Genomic DNA, 17,863 nt, shown 5'->3' with positions numbered 1-17,863 from the left:
CGATGAATCGGATGGAGGTCGGGCTGACGAACGGCAAAACCTGCGTCAGCAGGCGCACATGGCGGACTTACTTGTCCGCGTCGCCCGTATCGCCGCCATCGTCTTCGGACACGGCCGGGTTGTCGCGCAACAGGTTGCCGATGCGCTCGCCACGATCGACCGAGTCGTCGTAGTGGAAATGCAGCTCCGGAACGTGGCGCATCTTCACCGCGCGGCCGAGCTGGTAGCGGATCTGCGGAGCCAGTTCCTTCAGCGCCTTCACGGCCTCTCGCGAACGCTCCTGCTGCAACGCGGTGACGAACACCTTCGCGTGCGCGAGGTCGCGCGTGACTTCCACGTCGGAGACGCTGACGGACGGCAGGCCGTGCTCGCGCACGGCCTCGTGCACCAGCGTGCCCAGTTCGCGACGGAGCTGGGCGGAAACGCGATCGGTGCGGTGGAACGTTTTAGGCATAAATCCAATTGCTGATTAGGTGGAACGAGAAACGGGCGGGGATGAACCCGCCCGTTCCTGTCTTACAGCGTGCGCTGGACTTCGATGCGCTCGAAGCACTCGATCTGGTCGCCCGGCTTGACGTCGTTGTACGCCTTCACGCCGATACCGCATTCGGTGCCGTTGCGGACTTCGTCGACGTTTTCCTTGAAGCGACGCAGCGACTCCAGTTCGCCTTCGAAGATGACGGCGTTGTCGCGCAGCACGCGGATCGGCTTGTTCCGCTTGACCACGCCCTCCACGACCATGCAGCCGGCCACGGCGCCGAACTTCGAGCTGCGGAAGACATCGCGAACCTCGGCGGTGCCGATGATTTCTTCGCGGATCTCCACGCCCAGGATGCCCGAGGCCACCTGCTTCACCTGGTCGATCACGTCATAGATGATCGAGAAATAGCGCAGGTCCAGGCCGTTGGCTTCGATCACCTTGCGGGCCGAAGCGTCGGCACGCACGTTGAAGCCGATGATCGTGGCCTTCGCGGTGAGCGCGGCGTTGGCGTCGGACTCGGTGATGCCGCCCACGCCGGAGCTGATGACGTTGATGCGGATCTGGTCGTTCGACAGCGCGACCAGTGCCTGGCGCAGCGCTTCGACGGAACCCTGCACGTCGGCCTTGACGACAAGGTTGAGGCTCAGCTGGCCCTCGCCCTTGCCCATCTGGGCCATGATGTCTTCCATGCGGTTGCCGGCGGCGGCGACCAGGCGCGACTCACGGCGCTTGGCGTCGCGCTGCTGCGCCACGTCCTTGGCCAGGCGCTCGTCGTCGACGACCACGAAGTCGTCGCCGGCGTCGGGCACGCCCGACAGGCCCAGCACCTGCACCGGGATCGAGGGGCCGGCCTTCTCGACCTGCTTGCCGTTCTCGTCGAACAGGGCGCGCACGCGGCCGTACTGCACGCCGCACACGAGGTAGTCGCCCTTCCTGAGCTCACCCTGCTGCACCAGCACAGTGGCGACCGGACCGCGACCCTTGTCGAGCGCGGATTCGATCACCGTACCGTTGGCGCGGCCGGTCGGCATGGCCTGGAGGTCGAGCACTTCGGCCTGCAGGCTGATGGCGTCGAGCAGGTCGTCCACGCCGAGGCCGGTCTTGGCCGACAGCTCCACCATCTGCGTGTCGCCGCCGAAGTCCTCGGCGACCACGTCTTCGGCGAGCAGGTCGTTCTTGACGCGGCTCGGGTCGGCGTCGGACTTGTCGATCTTGTTGATCGCCACGATCAGCGGCACACCGGCCGCCTTCGCGTGCTGGATGGCTTCGCGCGTCTGCGGCATCACGCCGTCGTCGGCGGCCACGACCAGCACCACGATGTCGGTCAGCTTGGCGCCGCGGGCACGCATCGAGGTGAACGCGGCGTGGCCCGGGGTGTCGAGGAAGCTGATGACGCCCTTGTCGGTTTCCACGTGGTACGCGCCGATGTGCTGGGTGATGCCGCCGGCTTCGCCGGAGGCCACCTTCGTGCGGCGGATGTAGTCCAGCAGCGAGGTCTTGCCGTGGTCGACGTGACCCATGATGGTGACCACCGGGGGACGCGGCGCCTTCTCGCCCTGCGTTTCCTCGACGTGGGCCAGCAGCGCGTCCTCGGCGGTCGCGGCGTCGGCCTTGACCACGACGTGGCCGAGTTCCTCGGTCACCAGCGCGGCGGTGTCGTGGTCGATCGACTGGTTGATGGTCGCCATGACGCCCATCTTGAACAGCGCCTTCACCACGTCGCCGCCCTTGAGCGCCATCTTCTGCGCCAGGTCGGCGACGGTGATGGTCTCGCCGATCGCCACTTCACGGACGATGGGCGCGGTCGGGCGCATGAAGCCGCTGCCCGAACGGGCCTGCTCGGCGTGACGGCGCGTCGGCTTGGACTTGCCGCGCGTGTTGCTCGAACGGCGCGCGCGATCGGTCGCGCTCAGGTGCATCTGGCCGGCGAAGCGGTTGGTGCGGTCGTCGTCCTCGACGGTCGCGACCATCGCGTGCGAACCGCGCGTCTTGTGCGCCGGGGCGCCGCGGGCGGCTTCGGGCGCACGGGCCGGAGCGGCCGGCTTCGGATGGCCGTGGCCGTGGCCATGACCGCTGGCAGCGGGCTTGCGCACCGGCTCGTCGGCATCGCCGGCGGCGGCGCTGGCATCGGCCAGGCGAGCGCGCTCTTCTTCCTCGGCCTTCTGGCGTGCGGCTTCCTCGGCCTCGCGACGCGCGGCATCGAGCTCGTCGGCGCGACGCTTGTCGTCGGCGGCCAGGCGTTGCTGCTCGGCGAGGTTGCGCTGCTTGGATTCCTCCAGCTTGCGCAGGATGTCGGCGCGCTCGTCGCTCTCGGACATCGGCTGCGAGTCGGTCGGCTTCACCAGCGTGACCTTCTTGCGCACCACGACGTCGACGGTCGTCTTGTTCTTGCCGCCGCCGACGGTGATTTCCTGCTTCCGGCTGCGGTTGAGCGTGATCTTCTTCGCCGCGTCGCCCGGCTCGGCCTTGTCTTCGGCCTTGCCATGGGCACGCTTGAGGAAGCCGAGCAGCTTGACTTTCTCGATGCTGGTGACGACCTGGTCGGGGCCGCTGAAGGTCATGCCGGCCTCGGCCAGCTGCTCCAGCAACTTCTCGACCGGCGTGTTCACCAGTTCGGCCAGCTTGCGGATGGTGGTTTGCTGCGACATTCGGATTCGGTGTCCTCGTGGCGCGGGACGGGTCCCGCGCGTGTTGGCGTCATTCTAGCCCGGGGGTGCCAGGCGAGCCGACGCGGTATTCATTCGAACCAGTGCTTGCGCGCTTCCATGATCAGCGCGGCGGCACGGGCCTCGTCGATGCCTTCGACATCGGTCAGCTCGTCGGTGGCCATGTCGGCCAGGTCGTCGCGGGTGACCACGCCACGGGCGGCCAGCGCGTAAGCGGTGGCCTCGTCCATGCCGTCCAGCTCGAGCAGGTCGGCCGCCGGCTGGTGCTCGTCCAGCTCTTCCTCGGCCGCCAGGGCCTCGTTGAGCAGGGCGTCGCGGGCGCGCGAGCGCAGTTCCTCGACGATGTCCTCGTCGAAGCCCTCGACCGCCAGCAGCTCGCCGACCGGCACGTAGGCGATTTCCTCGACCGTGCTGAAGCCTTCGGACACCAGGATGCCGGCGATTTCCTCGTCGACTTCCAGCTTGTCCTGGAACAGCTGACGGGCCGAGGCCTGCTCGGCCTCCGACTTCGCCGTGACCTGGTCCTGCGTCATCACGTTCAGCTGCCAACCGGACAGGCGGCTGGCCAGGCGCACGTTCTGGCCGCCCTTGCCGATCGCCTGCGCCAGGCGGTCTTCCGCCACGGCCAGATCCATCGAGTGCTTCTCTTCGTCGACGATGATCGACTGCACTTCGGCCGGCGCCATCGCGTTGATGACGAACTGGGCCGGGTTGTCCGACCACAGCACGATGTCCACGCGCTCGCCGTTGAGCTCGTTGCTCACGGCCTGCACGCGCGAACCGCGCATGCCGATGCAGGCACCGATGGGGTCGGTGCGGTTGTCGTGCGCGACCACGGCGATCTTGGCGCGGTCGCCCGGATCGCGGGCGCAGGCCTTGATCGACACCAGGCCTTGGCCGACTTCCGGCACCTCGAGCTTGAACAGCTCCATCATGAATTCCGGCGCCGCGCGGCTGATGAACAGCTGCGGGCCGCGGGGCTCGCTACGCACGTCGAACAGGTAGCCGCGCACGCGGTCGCCGGTACGCAGCACGTCGCGCGGGATGCCCTTGTCCTTCGGGATGATCGCCTCGGCGTTGCCGCCGAGGTCGACGTAGATGTTGCCGCGCTCCACGCGCTTGACCACGCCGGTGACCAGCTCGCCCACGCGATCCTTCCACGCGTCCACGACCTGCTGGCGCTCGGCTTCGCGCACGCGCTGGACGATGACCTGCTTGGCGGCCTGGGCGGCGATGCGGCCGAATTCCGGGTTTTCGATCTGCTCTTCGATGTAGTCGCCGACTTCCACGCCCTCGACTTCGTCGATGGCGTCCATCAGGCGGACCTGGCGGTCCGGCGATTCCATGACGACGTCGTCGGCCACGACCTCCATGCGGCGGAAGGTCTCGTAGCTGCCGTCCTTCTGGTCGATGGTGACGCGCACCAGCACGTCCTCGTCGTGGTAGCGCTTCTTCGCGGCCGAGGCCAACGCGGCCTCGATGGCCTCGAAGATGACCTCGCGGGGCACGCCCTTCTCGTTGGCGACTGCATCCACGACCAGCAACAGTTCCTTGCTCATCTCTCTGACTCCGCACGGTCGGCGACTCGCGCCGCCGGCTTTGATGGTGATTTGGTGATTACTTCTTCGCCTTCGAAGCGCCGCCCTTGGGCGCGCCCTTCGCCGGCTTGTCCTTGCCCGGCTTGACCGGGGCCATTCCCAGCGCGGCCCAGTCCGGGACCAGGCGCGCCTTGTCGATATTTCCGAATGCGGTGACGAACTCGTTGCCGTCCACGTCGAACACCACGTCGTTACCCTGCACGCGCACGATGCGGCCCTGAAGGCGGCGGCGGCCGTCTTGCGGCAGCTTCAGGCCGACCTTGGCGGTCTCGCCCGCGAAGCGCGCGTAGTGCGCCAGCGTGAACAGCGGACGGTCGATGCCCGGGGAGGACACTTCCAGCGTGTACATGCCGCTGATCGGATCCTCGACGTCGAGCTGCGCGGAAACCTCGCGGCTGACCGCTTCGCAATCCTCGATGGTCACCGAACGCGGCTGCCCGTCCTCGCCCACGGCCTCATCGGCCGGCACGTCGATGTACAGGCGCAGCACGGCGCTGCCGGGAGACGGCAGGTACTCCGCACCCAGCAGCTCGACGCCCAGCGACGCGACGGTCGGGGCGAGCAGGTTGGCGATTTCGACAGCTTTATCGGCCACGCGAACTGACTCCCATGAAACCGGCACCGTGTTGAAGCCGCGGTGCCTCGATGCAATGCAATACCCAGCAAAACGCCTCTGCGCACACGTTCTTCCGAAGCACGCATTCCAAAGCAGTTACTTCCGGATCGCGAGCCCACAAGCGCGAAAACGACAAAGGGCCCTTGCGGGCCCCTTGTCCGTACAGCTGGATTTCGGTGTGGTCGCGTGAGCAGTGCGCGACCACCAAGCCCGAGCCTTTGGCCTGGGAAGGTCCGGACTCCGGACCTTCCGCCGGCGTGAGTCCTGAAGACTACGCCTGCCGAAGCTGGTAGCGGGGGCAGGATTTGAACCTGCGACCTTCGGGTTATGAGCCCGACGAGCTGCCAGACTGCTCCACCCCGCATCAGGCCGACCATCATAACGGCCGACTAAAACATGCGCAACCCCGATTCATGAATCAAATCGGATTTGCGCGAAAAAAAACTATCCCGCGAACGCCCGCTGGCACCACGCCATGATCGGATTCCACGCGAGGCCCAGCGCGAGCAGCGCCAGTGCGTTCACGCCGAAGGTGATGCGCAGGGGGCGATTGTCGGTGGCTTCGATGCCCTGCCCTTCCGGCTCGTCGAAGTACATCGCCTTGATCACGCGCAGGTAATAGAACGCGCCGATCACCGCGAAGACGACACCAACCAGCGTCAGCCACAGCATGTCGCCCTGCAGCGCGGCACGCAGCACGGCCAGCTTCGACCAGAAGCCGAGGAACGGAGGCACGCCCGCCAGCGAGGCCATCACGCACAGCACCAGGCCGGCCATCCACGGATTGCGCGCATTGAGGCCCTTGTAGTCCTCGATGCGGTCCGCTTCGAAGCCACGACGCGACAGCACGACGATCGCGCCAAACGCCGCGGCCGACATGATCGCGTAGCTGATCGCATAGAACAGCGCCGCCGCGAAGCCTTCGCGCCCGCCGCCGGCCAAGCCAACGAAGAGGAAGCCCACGTGCGAGATCGTCGAATAGGCGAGCAGTCGCTTGAAGTTGGTCTGCACCATCGCGCTGAGGTTGCCGATGGCCAGCGACAGCACCGCCAGGATCGCGAGCATCAGGCGCCACTGTTCCTCGAACGCCGGCGCACCGATCTCGAGCAGGCGGTACGTCATGCCGAACGCGGCCAGCTTCGGCGCGGAGCCGATGAACAACGTAATCGGCGTCGGCGCGCCGTGGTACACGTCCGGCAGCCACATGTGGAACGGCGCGGCGCCGAACTTGAACGCGATGCCGGCGACGATGAACACCACGGCGGTGATCAGCATCAGCGTGTTGCCTTCGGCGATGCGCTGCTGCGTGGCGGTGGCGATCTGGTCCAGCTGCAGCGAACCGGTGGCGCCGTACACCAGCGACAGGCCGTACAGCAGCAGGCCGGACGCCAGCGCGCCGAGCACGAAGTACTTGATCGCCGCTTCCGACGCGAGCGGGCTGTCGCGATCCACCGCGACCAGCGCGTAGGAGCACAGAGCCAGCATTTCCAGGCCCAGGTACACCATCACCAGGCTGCCGGACGACACCAGCAGCATCATGCCGGCGATGGCGAACAGCATCAGCACCGACACCTCGCCCTTGTACAGGTCGCGGGCGCGCAGGTACGGCCAGGTGTAGATCATCGACAGGATGCCGACGACGCCGATGGTCACCTTCATCACGTCGGCAGCGGTATCGCGCACGAACATGCCGTTGAGCACAGTGCCGTGGCCGCCCACGCCAGTGGCGACCATGAAGGTGGCCACGGCCAGGACCGCGATGGCGAACAGGTGACTGACGACGCGGCGGCGCTCGTCGACGAACAGATCGAGCATCAGCAGAGCGAACGCGCCGAGGATCACCACCAGCTCTGGCAGGAGCGGCAGCAGGTCGGCGGCGGAGCGGACAGGCATGTTCATTCGCTACAACCTCAGAGCTTCGACGCGGCGATCTGGGTCGCCAGGTTCGCGATGGCGGGTTCCATCAGGTCGGTCAGTGGCTTGGGCCACAGGCCCAGGATCAGCACGCCGGCGGCGAACACACCCAGCACGAAGGCTTCGCGTGCATTGATGTCCTCGAGCTCGGCGACATGCGCGTTGCCCACTTCGCCCCACATCGTGCGCTTGACCAGCCACAGCGTGTAGGCCGCACCGATGATCAGCGTGGTGGCCGCGACGAAGCCGATCAGCGGGTGCTGCTGGAAGCTGGCCAGGATCACCATGAACTCGCCGACGAAGCCCGAGGTGCCCGGCAGGCCCGAGTTGGCCATCGCGAACAGCACGACGAACGCGGCGAACCACGGCATCACGTTCGCGACGCCGCCGTAATCCTTGATCATGCGGGTGTGCATGCGGTCGTACAGCACGCCGACGCAGGAGAACATCGCGCCCGAGACGAAGCCGTGGCTGATCATCTGCACCATCGCGCCCTGCAGGCCCAGGCGCGCACCGTCGGTGTTGCCGGCTTCGCGCACCAGCGCGAAGGCGATGAACGTGCCAAGCGTGACGAAGCCCATGTGCGACACGGACGAGTACGCGATCAGCTTCTTCATGTCGTCCTGCGCCAGGGCGACCAGGCCGACGTAGACCACGGCGATCAGGCTCAGCGCGATCACCAGCCACGCCCACTCGGCGCCGGCGTCGGGGACGATCGGCAGCACGAAGCGGATGAAGCCGTAGCCACCGATCTTCAGCATGATCGCGGCCAGGATCACTGAACCGGCGGTCGGCGCTTCCACGTGCGCATCCGGCAACCAGGTGTGGACCGGGAACATCGGCACCTTCACCGCGAAGGCGATGAGGAATCCGAAGAACAGCCACATCTGCTCGGTTGCGGTCAGCGGCAGCGCGTACATGTCGGCGAGCTGCCAGCTGCCGCCCTTCAGGTACAGGTAGATCAGGCCCAGCAGCATGAACAGCGAGCCGAGGAACGTGTACAGGAAGAACTTGATCGACGCATACACGCGACGCGGGCCGCCCCACACGCCGATGATGATGAACATCGGGATGAGCATGCCTTCGAAGAACACGTAGAACAGCATCGCGTCGAGCGCGGCGAACACGCCGACCATCAGGCCTTCGAGGATCAGGAACGCGGCGTAGTACTGCGCCACGCGCTTGTCGATCGAAGTCCACGCGCCAATCATCGCCAGCAGCGTGGTCAGCGTGGTCAGGGCGATCAGCGCGACGGAAATGCCGTCGACGCCAAGGTGGTAGCGGATGTCGTAGGCCGGGATCCAGTTACGGTTCTCGACGAACTGCATCGCCGGCGTCGTCATGTCGAAACCGGTGAGCAGCGGAATGCTCGCCAGCAGCGCAAGGAACGCGATGCCGGTGGCGAACCAGCGCGCCGCGCCGGCGCGCTCGTTGCCGAATGCCATCGTGGCCAGGCCGCCGATGATCGGCAGCCAGATCAGGAGGCTGAGCAGGAAGGAAGTGCTCTGCAAGGGCTCGGGGTTCACGTCGGGTCCTTGTCCTAGTTAGTGCCAGTAGCGGATCAGTGCGGCCAGCAGAACAATCAGGCCGATGATCATCGCGAACGCATAGTGGTAGAGATAACCCGACTGGATGCGGCGGGTCAGGTTGGCGACGAGGTCGACGACGCGGGCGCTGCCGTTAACCACCGCACCGTCGATGACGTGCGAGTCGATGGCGCGCGACGCCTTGCCCAGACCCAGGCCGCCGCCGGCGAAACCACCGATCCAGAGCTTGTCGAAGCCGTACTTCTCCTCGAGCACGCGCACCGGCCAGGAGAGGATGCGGCGCGCCTTGGCGGGCAGTTCCGGCTTCCACCAGTACATGATGGTCGCGAGCACGAAGCCGGCCAGGGTCAGCCAGAATGCCGGCGCCTTGAAGCCGTGCAGCGCGTAGGCGACCGGACCGTGCCAGACCTCCTCGCCCACCTTGGCGACAGTGTCGCGCGCGGCGCCCACGTCGATGGCGCCGAGGAAGAACGGCAGCTGCTTGTGATGGCCGAAGACGTCCGTGCCGAACAGCATCGGCCCGACGGTGAAGAAGCCGATCAGCACCGACGGGATCGCCAGCAGGATCAACGGCAGCGTGACCACCCACGGCGACTCGTGCGGCGTGTGCGCATGATGGTCGTCATGGCCATGGCTGTCGCCGTGCTTCGCGTGCGCATCGTGCGTGGCGTGCGCGACCGGCGCGTGGTGCGCGTCGTGGCCGTGCTGCTCGGCGAGCTGCGACTCGTGCTCGGTCGAATCCGCTTCCGGCGCGACATAGTGGTCGGGCACCGGATCGTGGAAGCGTTCCTTGCCGTGGAAGGTCAGGTACAGCAGGCGGAAGCTGTAGAACGAGGTCACGAACGCGCCCAGCAGCACCGCCATATACGCGTACCACTCGATATTCACGTAATCCAGCAGCTGCATCGCGTGCTCGGTGCTGTGATGCGCACGCTCGGCGGCGGCCTCGATGATGGTGTCCTTCGAGTAGAAGCCGCTGAAGAACGGCGTGCCGATCAGCGCCAGCGTGCCGATGAGCATCGTCCAGTATGTGATGGGCATGTACTTCTTCAGGCCGCCCATGCGACGCATGTCCTGCTCGTGGTGCATGCCGATGATGACCGAGCCGGCGCCCAGGAACAGCAGCGCCTTGAAGAAGGCGTGCGTCATCAGGTGGTACACGCCGGCGCTGTACGCCGACACGCCCAGCGCGACGGTCATGTAGCCAAGCTGCGACAGCGTCGAGTACGCGACCACGCGCTTGATGTCGTTCTGCACGATGCCGATCAGGCCCGTCCAGAACGCGGTGGTGGCGCCGATGAAGAGCACGAAGTACAGCGCGGTCTGCGACAGCTCGAACAGCGGCGACATGCGCGCGACCATGAAGATGCCGGCGGTCACCATCGTCGCGGCATGGATCAGCGCGGAGATCGGCGTCGGGCCCTCCATCGAGTCCGGCAGCCAGACGTGCAGCGGCACCTGCGCCGACTTGCCCATCGCACCGATGAACAGGCAGATGCAGATGAAGGTCATCAACGACCAGCCGCCCACCGGCGCCAGCCAACTGCCGGCTTCCGCCAGCGCCGGCCACGCGTTCTGCATCTGTGCGGCGGCCAGTGCGGGTTCGCCGGCACGTGCGAACACGGTGCCGTAGTCCAGCGTGTTGAAGGTGTACAGCACGCCGGCGATGCCGAGCAGGAAGCCGAAGTCGCCCACGCGGTTGACCAGGAACGCCTTGAGGTTCGCGAACACCGCGGTCGGGCGCTTGAACCAGAAGCCGATCAGCAGGTACGACACCAGGCCCACGGCTTCCCAGCCGAAGAACAGCTGCAGGAAGTTGTTGCTCATGACGAGCATCAACATCGAGAAGGTGAACAGCGAGATGTAGCTGAAGAAGCGCTGGTAGCCATCGTCCTCGGCCATGTAGCCGATGGTGTAGATGTGCACCAGCAGCGAGACGAAGGTGACGACCACCATCATCATCGCGGTGAGCTTGTCGACCATGAAGCCGACGTGCGCTTCGATACCGCCGACCTGGAACCAGGTATAGACATTCTCGTTGAAGGGCGAGGCGCCCTGCAGCAGCTGCCACAGCGTGTACATCGACAGCGCGCAGCTGACCGCCACGCCGAGGATGGTCACCCAGTGCGCGCCGGCACGGCCCACCTGGCGGCGGAACAGGCCGGCGACGATCGCGCCGAAAAGTGGCGCGAGGACGATCAGCAGTAGAAGGTTTTTAGATATCACGGCTCATTTCCATTGCGTCGTCGTACTGCACCAGATCTCTATCCGTTGGCCATGCCATCCATGGCGGAACGCTTCGGGCTTCGGGTCGCCCTGCCCGACCATCCATGGCCGGGCGTTCGCCGCCGCGCGAGCCGGAGGCTCGCAAGCGCGGCGGCTCACCCCTTCATCGAATCGATTTCAGCCACGTTGATCGTGCGGCGGTTGCGGAACAGCGTCACCAGGATTGCCAGGCCGATGGCGGCTTCCGCCGCGGCCACCGTCAGGATGAAGAACACGAACACCTGGCCGGCCGGATCGCCCAGCTGACGCGAGAACGCGACGAAGTTGATGTTCACCGACAGGAGCATCAGCTCCAGCGACATCAGCAACATGATCACGTTCTTGCGGTTGAGGAAGATGCCCGCGACACTGATGCAGAACAGCACCGCGCCGAGCGCGAGGTAATGGCCGAGCGCAAGCCCGGCGCCGAAGAATTCGCTCACGGCTTGCCCTCCTCTACCGGGGTTTCCGCCGGGACGACCGGCTTGACGGCATCCATCTTCACGACGCGGACGCGGTCGGCGGCGCGCACGCGCGCCTGGGCCGACGGACTCTGGTGGCGCGCACCGACACGACGGCGCAGCGTCAGCGTCACTGCTGCGATCACCGCGACGGTCAGGATGACCGCAGCGACTTCGAACGGCAGCAGGAACTGCGTGAACAGCGCACGCGCCAGCCACTGCGTGTTGCCCGCGGCGGACGGATCGGCCGGGAATCCGGTCGCGACGCTGGCCTTGACGCCGATCAGCGTCAGCATTTCCACCAGCATGATCACGGCGACGACCAGGCCGAGCGGCAGGTAGCGCACGTAGCCTTCGCGCAGCGGCGCGACGTCGATGTCGAGCATCATCACCACGAACAGCAGCAGCACCATCACCGCGCCGACGTAGACCAGGATGAGCGCGACGCCGAGGAACTCGGCACCGGCGATGATCCAGGTGCAGGCGACGGAGAAGAACGTCAGCACCAGCAGCAGGACCGCGTGCACCGGGTTCTTGACGCTGATGACGCCGACCGCGGCCATCGTGGCGACGGCGGCGAAGACGAGGAAGGCAATCTGGGCGAGATCCATGTTCGTCAGGCCCTCAGCGGAAAGGTGCATCGGCCGCGCGACGCTCGGCGATTTCCGCCTCGAGGCGGTCGCCGATGGCCAGCAGCTGCGGCTTGGTCACGATGTTCTGGCCGCGCCGGTCGAAGTGGTACTCGTGCACGTGCGTCTCCACGATCGAATCGACCGGGCAGGACTCCTCGCAGAATCCGCAGAAGATGCACTTGAACAGGTCGATGTCGTAACGCGTGGTGCGGCGGGTGCCGTCCTCGCGCTTGGTCGAATCGATGGTGATCGCCAGCGCCGGGCACACGGCCTCGCACAGCTTGCATGCGATGCAGCGCTCTTCGCCGTTGGGATAGCGACGCAGCGCATGCACGCCGCGGAAGCGCGGCGACTGCGGGGTCTTTTCCATCGGGTACATCAGCGTGTACTTCGGCTTGAACAGGTACTTCGCCGTGAGGGCGAGTCCCTGCGACAGCTCGATGAGCAGCAGGCTCTTGAAGTAGGAAACGATGCGATTCATGCCTGCCCCTTACACCCCGGGCTCGAAGATTTTGAAGTACGCCATGACCGCGACCACGCAGATCCAGGCGATGGTGATCGGAATGAACACCTTCCAGCCCAGTCGCATGATCTGGTCGTAGCGATAGCGCGGGAACGACGCGCGGAACCAGATGAAGCAGCTGGCGAAGAAGAACACCTTCGCGAGCAGCCACCACCAGCCGTCGACCGACAGCAGAGGGATGCCCCAGCCGTGGAACGGGCTCAGCCAGCCGCCGACGAAGAAGATCGAGGTCAGGAAGCTGATCAGGATCATGTTCGCGTATTCGGCCAGGAAGAACAGCGCGAACGCCGAACCCGAATACTCGACCATGTGGCCGGCCACGATTTCCGACTCGCCTTCCACCACGTCGAACGGCGCGCGGTTGGTTTCGGCCACGCCGGAGATGAAGTAGACGACGAACAGCGGCAGCATCGGCACCCAGAACCACTCCAGGAAACCGGAGTTGCCCGACTGCGCCATCACGATGTCGGTAAGGTTCAGGCTGCCGGCGCCGACCATCACGCCGACCATCGCGAAGCCCATCGCGATTTCGTACGACACCACCTGCGCCGCGGCGCGCATGGCGCCGAGGAACGCGTACTTCGAGTTCGACGCCCAACCGGCGAGGATGATGCCGTACACGCCCAGCGAGGTCATCGCGAGCAGGTACAGTAGGCCGGCGTTCGCATTCGACAGCACGACCTGGTAGTCGAACGGCACTACCGCCCAGGCGGCGAACGCCGGCGCGAGCGCGAGCAGCGGCGCGAGCTTGAACAGGAAATTCTCCGCCCGCGTGGGCTGGATGACTTCCTTGAACAGCAGCTTGAAGACGTCGGCGAACGCCTGGAGGATGCCCATGCCGACGTACATCGGTCCGTGGCGGACGTGCATCCAGCCGATGAGCTTGCGCTCCCAGACCACGTAGAACGCCACGGTGATGATCACCGGCATGGCGATGGCGAGGACCTTCAGCACGATCCAGAGGATCGCGCCGATGTTGCCGAGCGACAGCAGCCAGTCGCGGAACGGATCAAACATTGCTTATGCCCTCCCCGCCTGCACGCGGCCCGACATCGGTGCGGTGGCGCCGTGGCCGGATTCCACCCACACGGTGCCCGGCGCGACCTTGTCGCTGACCGAGACCGGCAGCGTCGCGGTGCCCGCGGCGGTGTTGAACTTGCCGACCACGCCATCGGCGAAACCGAGCGCGGCGGCGTCCTTCGGATTGATCACCGCCTTCGGCTCGACGTTGAGCGGATGCGACTGCAGCGCCGGCGCGCGGCGCACGACCGCATCGCTGCGGTAGATCGCCATGCTCGCGGCCACTTCCAGGCCGTCGCCCGAGACGTTCGGCGCCTTGCCGGCGGCAACGTCGACATCGCGCATCTGCATGCCGGCGCGCAGGCCAGCCAGGTCGATGAAGTCGAAACCCTTCGCCTGCAGCTCGCCGCCGAGGGCGCGCAGCACGCGCCAGCCGGCGCGCGCCTGGCCCGGCAGCTTGCCGCCGGCGACGGTCGCCTGCTGGCGGCCGTCGAGGTTGGTCAGCGTCGCGTCGATTTCCGGCAGCAGGCCGACCGGCAGGATCACGTCGGCGACCGCGCGCGTCGAACGGCACGCGAAGGTGCTGAACGCCACGACCTGCGCCGCGTTGAGTGCCTTCAGCGCGATCGCGGTGTCCGCGAAGTCCATGCCCGGTTCGATGCCGTACAGCACGTACGCCGAACGCGCATCGGCCAGCATCGACTGGGCGTCGCGCGCGGTCGGCAGCACGCCGTAGTCGGACAGGCCAACCGCGTTCGCGCCCTGCGGGATGCGGTTGAGCGAGGCGCCGGTGGCAGTGGCGAAATCGGCCGCGGCCTTGCGGATCTGCGCGGCGTACGGGCCGTTCTCGGCCAACGCACCGACGATCACGACCGCACGCGTCGCGTTCTTCGCAATGTCGACCAGGCCGTCGTCTCCCAGCGTCGCAGCGATCTGCGACGGTGCGACGATCGCCTTCTGCGCGACGTCGTAGGTGAAGTCGAAATCGACCGGGTTGACCACATACACCTTCGCGCCGCGGGTCCAGGCCTTGCGCACGCGCTGGTTCACCAGCGGCAGTTCGTGGCGCAGGTTGGAACCCACGATGACGATGACGTCGGCGTGGTTGATGTCGGCCACCGGCGCGGCGAACGTCGTCGCATGCGCGGCGTCGCTCAGGTCGTGCTGGCCGATGCGGTGGTCGAGGTTGCCCGTGCCCAGCGCTTCGGCGAGTCGGGCCAGCAGCGCGCCCTCCTCGTTCGACGTCGCGGGGCCGGCGAGGATGCCGAGCTGATCGGCGCCGTTGTCGCGCAGAATCTTCGCGGCCTTGGCCAGCGCTTCTTCCCACGAGGCTTCACGCCATTCGCCGTTCTCCTTCACCATCGGCACGGTCGCGCGGTCTTCCGCGTACAGGCCTTGGTGCGAATAACGGTCGCGGTCAGACAGCCAGCATTCGTTGACCGCTTCGTTGTCGCGCGGCACGGTGCGCAGCACTTCGCCGCGACGCACGTGCAGGAACAGGTTGCTGCCCAGCGCGTCGTGGTAGCCCAGCGATTCGCGCGCGATGAGTTCCCACGGGCGCGCCTTGAACTGGAACACCTTGTTGGTCAGCGCGCCGACCGGGCACACGTCGATGACGTTGCCCGACAGCTCGGTCGTCAGCGGCTTGCCGTCGTAGGTGCCGATCTGCAGGTTCTCGCCGCGGTACATGCCGCCGAGTTCATACGTGCCGGCGATCTCCGCGGTGAAGCGCACGCAGCGCGTGCATTGGATGCAGCGGGTCATCTCGGTGGCGACCAGCGGACCGATGTCCTCGTCCGGCACCACGCGCTTGCGCTCGGCGAAACGGCTGACCGAACGACCGTAACCCAGCGACAGGTCCTGCAGCTCGCACTCGCCGCCCTGGTCGCAGATCGGGCAGTCGAGCGGATGGTTGATCAGCAGGAACTCCATCACGTTGCGCTGCGACTTGAGCGCCTTGTCGCTACGCGTGGCGACCTTCATCCCGTCCATGACCGGCGTGGCGCAGGCCGGCGCCGGCTTGGGCATCTTTTCCACCTCGACCAGGCACATGCGGCAGTTCGCCGCGACGGCCAGCTTGTCGTGGTAGCAGAAACGCGGGATCGGAATGCCGGCCTTGTCGGCGGCATGGATGATCATGGAACCCTTCGGCGCGGCCATCTCGACGCCGTCGATGAAGACGGTGACGTGGTCCGGCGGCAGGTTCGGATTTACGGGCTGTGCGCTCATGCGGCGACCTTCTCCACCACCGTGCCGGCGCGCTGGTCGTCGACCAGGAAACGCTTGTTCACGATCGCGTACTCGAATTCATCCCAGTAGTGACGCAGGAAGCCCTGCACCGGCCACGCGGCGGCTTCGCCGAACGCGCAGATGGTGTGGCCTTCGATCTGGCCGGCGGCGGCGCGCAGCATCTGCAGGTCTTCCAGCGTCGCCTGCTTGTCGACGATGCGGGTCAGCATGCGGTACATCCAGCCGGTGCCTTCGCGGCACGGCGTGCACTGGCCGCAGCTTTCCTTGAAGTAAAAACGCGCGATGCGCTGGCAGGCGCGCACCATGCAGGTGTCCTCGTCCATCACGATGACCGCACCCGAACCCAGACCCGAACCGGCCTTCTGGATGGCGTCGTAGTCCATCGTGAGCGACATCATCGTCTCGCCCGGCAGCACCGGCATCGACGAACCACCCGGAATCACGGCCTTGATCTTCTTGCCGTTGCGCATGCCGCCGGCGAGCTGGAGCAGCTCGGAGAACGGCGTGCCCAGGCGGATCTCGTAGTTGCCCGGCCTGGCGACGTGGCCGGAGACCGAGAAGATCTTCGGACCGCCGTTGTTCGGCTTGCCCAGATTGAGGAACCACTCCGCGCCGTTGCGGATGATCGCCGGCACCGACGCGTAGGTCTCGGTGTTGTTGATCGTCGTCGGCTTGCCGAACAGGCCGAAGTTCGCCGGGAACGGCGGCTTGTAGCGCGGCTGGCCCTTCTTGCCTTCCAGCGATTCCATCAGCGCGGTTTCTTCGCCGCAGATGTACGCGCCGGCGCCGAGCGCACCGTAGATGTCGATGTCCACGCCGCTGCCGAGCACGTTCTTGCCTAGCCAGCCGTGTTCGTACGCTTCCTTCAGCGCCTGCTCGAAGTGCTCGAACGGCTCGTGGTGGAACTCGCCGCGCAGGTAGTTGTAGGCCACCGTCGAACCGGTGGCGTAGCAGGCGATCGCCATGCCCTCGACGACCGAATGCGGGTTGTAGCGCAGGATGTCGCGATCCTTCGCCGTGCCGGGCTCGGATTCGTCCGAGTTGCACAGGATGTACTTCTGCGTGCCGCTGCCCTTGGGCATGAAGGACCACTTCAGGCCGGTCGGGAAGCCTGCGCCGCCGCGACCGCGCAGGCCCGAGGCCTTTACCAGGTCGACGATGGCAGCCGGATCCATCTTCTCGGTCAGGATCTTGCGCAGCGCGGCGTAACCGCCGGTCTTGAGGTAGTTCTCGTACGACCACGGCGTGTCGTAGTGCAGCGTCGTGTAGACGACGCTGTGCTCCTGCGGAGCCGGGCCGACCGGACCGTAGCCCTGGGAATAATCGTGATGATCGTGCGCCATCTCAGCCGGGCCTCACTTCAGTCCGTCGAGCAGCTCGTCCACCTTCGCGGCGTCGAGCTTCTCGTGGTAATGACCGTTGATGACCACCACCGGCGCGCCGCAGCACGCGGCCAGGCACTCTTCCTCGCGCTTGAGGTAGACGCGGCCGTCGGAAGTGGATTCGCCCAGCTTGCAGCCAAGCTTCTTCTCGGCATGACGCACGAGGTCTTCGGCGCCGTTGAGCCAGCAGCTGATGTTCGTGCAGAAGGCGACGTTGTTGCGGCCGACCTGCTCGGTCTCGAACATCGAGTAGAAGCTGGCCACTTCGTACGCCCACACCGGCGGCAGGTCGAGGTACTTGGCCACGGCGGCGATGAGCTCGTCGCTCAGCCAGCCGTCGTTCTGCTCCTGCGCGGCGTGCAGGCCCTGCAGCACGGCCGAGCGCTTGCGGTCCGGCGGGAACTTCGCCAGCCAGTGGTCGATGTGCGCACGCGTCTTGTCAGACAACGCGACCATCGGGTCGACGTGCTGACAGGCTTCGAAATTTCCGGTCGCCTTCATTTGTCCA

14 protein-coding genes and 1 tRNA gene are annotated in these 17,863 nt (G+C 66.2%); all 15 read right to left on the bottom strand.

Translation table 11 applies throughout. The features are described from left to right. Positions 1-67: 67 nt before the first annotated feature. A complete protein-coding gene (rbfA, locus tag GOY17_RS07190) occupies positions 68-454 on the bottom strand; it encodes a 30S ribosome-binding factor RbfA (RefSeq protein WP_157029858.1) in 387 nt (128 codons plus the stop codon). Positions 455-516: 62 nt separating this feature from the next. Next, complete coding sequence (gene infB / locus GOY17_RS07185; protein ID WP_115840660.1) at positions 517-3,129, bottom strand: translation initiation factor IF-2; 2,613 nt, start codon at positions 3,127-3,129, stop codon at positions 517-519. Positions 3,130-3,218: 89 nt separating this feature from the next. Then, a complete protein-coding gene (gene nusA / locus GOY17_RS07180) occupies positions 3,219-4,706 on the bottom strand; it encodes a transcription termination factor NusA (protein ID WP_115840661.1) in 1,488 nt (495 codons plus the stop codon). A 58-nt stretch (positions 4,707-4,764) separates the two neighbouring features. Beyond that, entirely contained in the window at positions 4,765-5,340 is a 576-nt protein-coding gene (rimP, locus tag GOY17_RS07175) for a ribosome maturation factor RimP (RefSeq protein WP_115840662.1), read from the bottom strand. Positions 5,341-5,648: 308 nt separating this feature from the next. After that, positions 5,649-5,725 (bottom strand) — tRNA-Met (locus GOY17_RS07170). Between the two features lie 80 nt (positions 5,726-5,805). After that, complete coding sequence (gene nuoN, locus GOY17_RS07165; protein WP_157029857.1) at positions 5,806-7,260, bottom strand: NADH-quinone oxidoreductase subunit NuoN; 1,455 nt, start codon at positions 7,258-7,260, stop codon at positions 5,806-5,808. Positions 7,261-7,271: 11 nt separating this feature from the next. After that, positions 7,272-8,768 (bottom strand): NADH-quinone oxidoreductase subunit M, encoded by a 1,497-nt coding sequence (locus GOY17_RS07160; RefSeq protein WP_181902683.1) that lies wholly within the window; start codon positions 8,766-8,768, stop codon positions 7,272-7,274. A 51-nt stretch (positions 8,769-8,819) separates the two neighbouring features. After that, entirely contained in the window at positions 8,820-11,048 is a 2,229-nt protein-coding gene (gene nuoL / locus GOY17_RS07155; RefSeq protein ID WP_157029856.1) for an NADH-quinone oxidoreductase subunit L, read from the bottom strand. 155 nt (positions 11,049-11,203) lie between these two features. Next, on the bottom strand, positions 11,204-11,530 hold the full coding sequence (gene nuoK / locus GOY17_RS07150; RefSeq protein ID WP_157029855.1) for an NADH-quinone oxidoreductase subunit NuoK: 327 nt from the start codon (positions 11,528-11,530) through the stop codon (positions 11,204-11,206). Continuing rightward, positions 11,527-12,159 carry an NADH-quinone oxidoreductase subunit J gene (locus GOY17_RS07145; protein WP_157031630.1) on the bottom strand — a complete coding sequence of 211 codons (633 nt, stop codon included), beginning with the start codon at positions 12,157-12,159 and terminating at the stop codon, positions 11,527-11,529. The genes nuoK and GOY17_RS07145 overlap by 4 nt, the downstream gene beginning before the upstream one ends. A 13-nt stretch (positions 12,160-12,172) precedes the next feature. Next, a complete protein-coding gene (gene nuoI / locus GOY17_RS07140; protein ID WP_115840665.1) occupies positions 12,173-12,661 on the bottom strand; it encodes an NADH-quinone oxidoreductase subunit NuoI in 489 nt (162 codons plus the stop codon). Between the two features lie 9 nt (positions 12,662-12,670). Continuing rightward, positions 12,671-13,720, bottom strand: coding sequence for an NADH-quinone oxidoreductase subunit NuoH (gene nuoH / locus GOY17_RS07135; RefSeq protein WP_115840666.1), 1,050 nt, complete (start codon positions 13,718-13,720; stop codon positions 12,671-12,673). A 3-nt stretch (positions 13,721-13,723) separates the two neighbouring features. Next, complete coding sequence (nuoG, locus tag GOY17_RS07130) at positions 13,724-15,952, bottom strand: NADH-quinone oxidoreductase subunit NuoG (protein ID WP_157029854.1); 2,229 nt, start codon at positions 15,950-15,952, stop codon at positions 13,724-13,726. Further along, positions 15,949-17,316, bottom strand: a complete 1,368-nt coding sequence (nuoF, locus tag GOY17_RS07125) for an NADH-quinone oxidoreductase subunit NuoF (RefSeq protein ID WP_157029853.1) — start codon at positions 17,314-17,316, stop codon at positions 15,949-15,951. The genes nuoG and nuoF overlap by 4 nt, the downstream gene beginning before the upstream one ends. A 12-nt stretch (positions 17,317-17,328) precedes the next feature. Next, positions 17,329-17,856, bottom strand: coding sequence for an NADH-quinone oxidoreductase subunit NuoE (nuoE, locus tag GOY17_RS07120; RefSeq protein ID WP_115840669.1), 528 nt, complete (start codon positions 17,854-17,856; stop codon positions 17,329-17,331). Positions 17,857-17,863 lie beyond the last annotated feature (7 nt).

This window comes from Lysobacter soli (assembly GCF_009755585.1).
Classification (GTDB): domain Bacteria; phylum Pseudomonadota; class Gammaproteobacteria; order Xanthomonadales; family Xanthomonadaceae; genus Lysobacter_J; species Lysobacter_J soli.
This window is presented reverse-complemented; position numbering and strand designations above follow the sequence as displayed.

Excerpts from the sequence above, each read along its gene's own strand:
- nuoN (WP_157029857.1), bottom strand. The coding sequence starts at position 7,260 with ATGAACATGCCTGTCCGCTCCGCCGCCGACCTGCTGCCGCTCCTGCCA.
- nuoG (WP_157029854.1), bottom strand. The coding sequence starts at position 15,952 with ATGAGCGCACAGCCCGTAAATCCGAACCTGCCGCCGGACCACGTCACC.
- rbfA (WP_157029858.1), bottom strand. The coding sequence starts at position 454 with ATGCCTAAAACGTTCCACCGCACCGATCGCGTTTCCGCCCAGCTCCGT.
- nusA (WP_115840661.1), bottom strand. The coding sequence starts at position 4,706 with ATGAGCAAGGAACTGTTGCTGGTCGTGGATGCAGTCGCCAACGAGAAG.
- nuoH (WP_115840666.1), bottom strand. The coding sequence starts at position 13,720 with ATGTTTGATCCGTTCCGCGACTGGCTGCTGTCGCTCGGCAACATCGGC.
- nuoI (WP_115840665.1), bottom strand. The coding sequence starts at position 12,661 with ATGAATCGCATCGTTTCCTACTTCAAGAGCCTGCTGCTCATCGAGCTG.
- nuoE (WP_115840669.1), bottom strand. The coding sequence starts at position 17,856 with ATGAAGGCGACCGGAAATTTCGAAGCCTGTCAGCACGTCGACCCGATG.
- GOY17_RS07145 (WP_157031630.1), bottom strand. The coding sequence starts at position 12,159 with ATGGATCTCGCCCAGATTGCCTTCCTCGTCTTCGCCGCCGTCGCCACG.
- infB (WP_115840660.1), bottom strand. The coding sequence starts at position 3,129 with ATGTCGCAGCAAACCACCATCCGCAAGCTGGCCGAACTGGTGAACACG.
- nuoF (WP_157029853.1), bottom strand. The coding sequence starts at position 17,316 with ATGGCGCACGATCATCACGATTATTCCCAGGGCTACGGTCCGGTCGGC.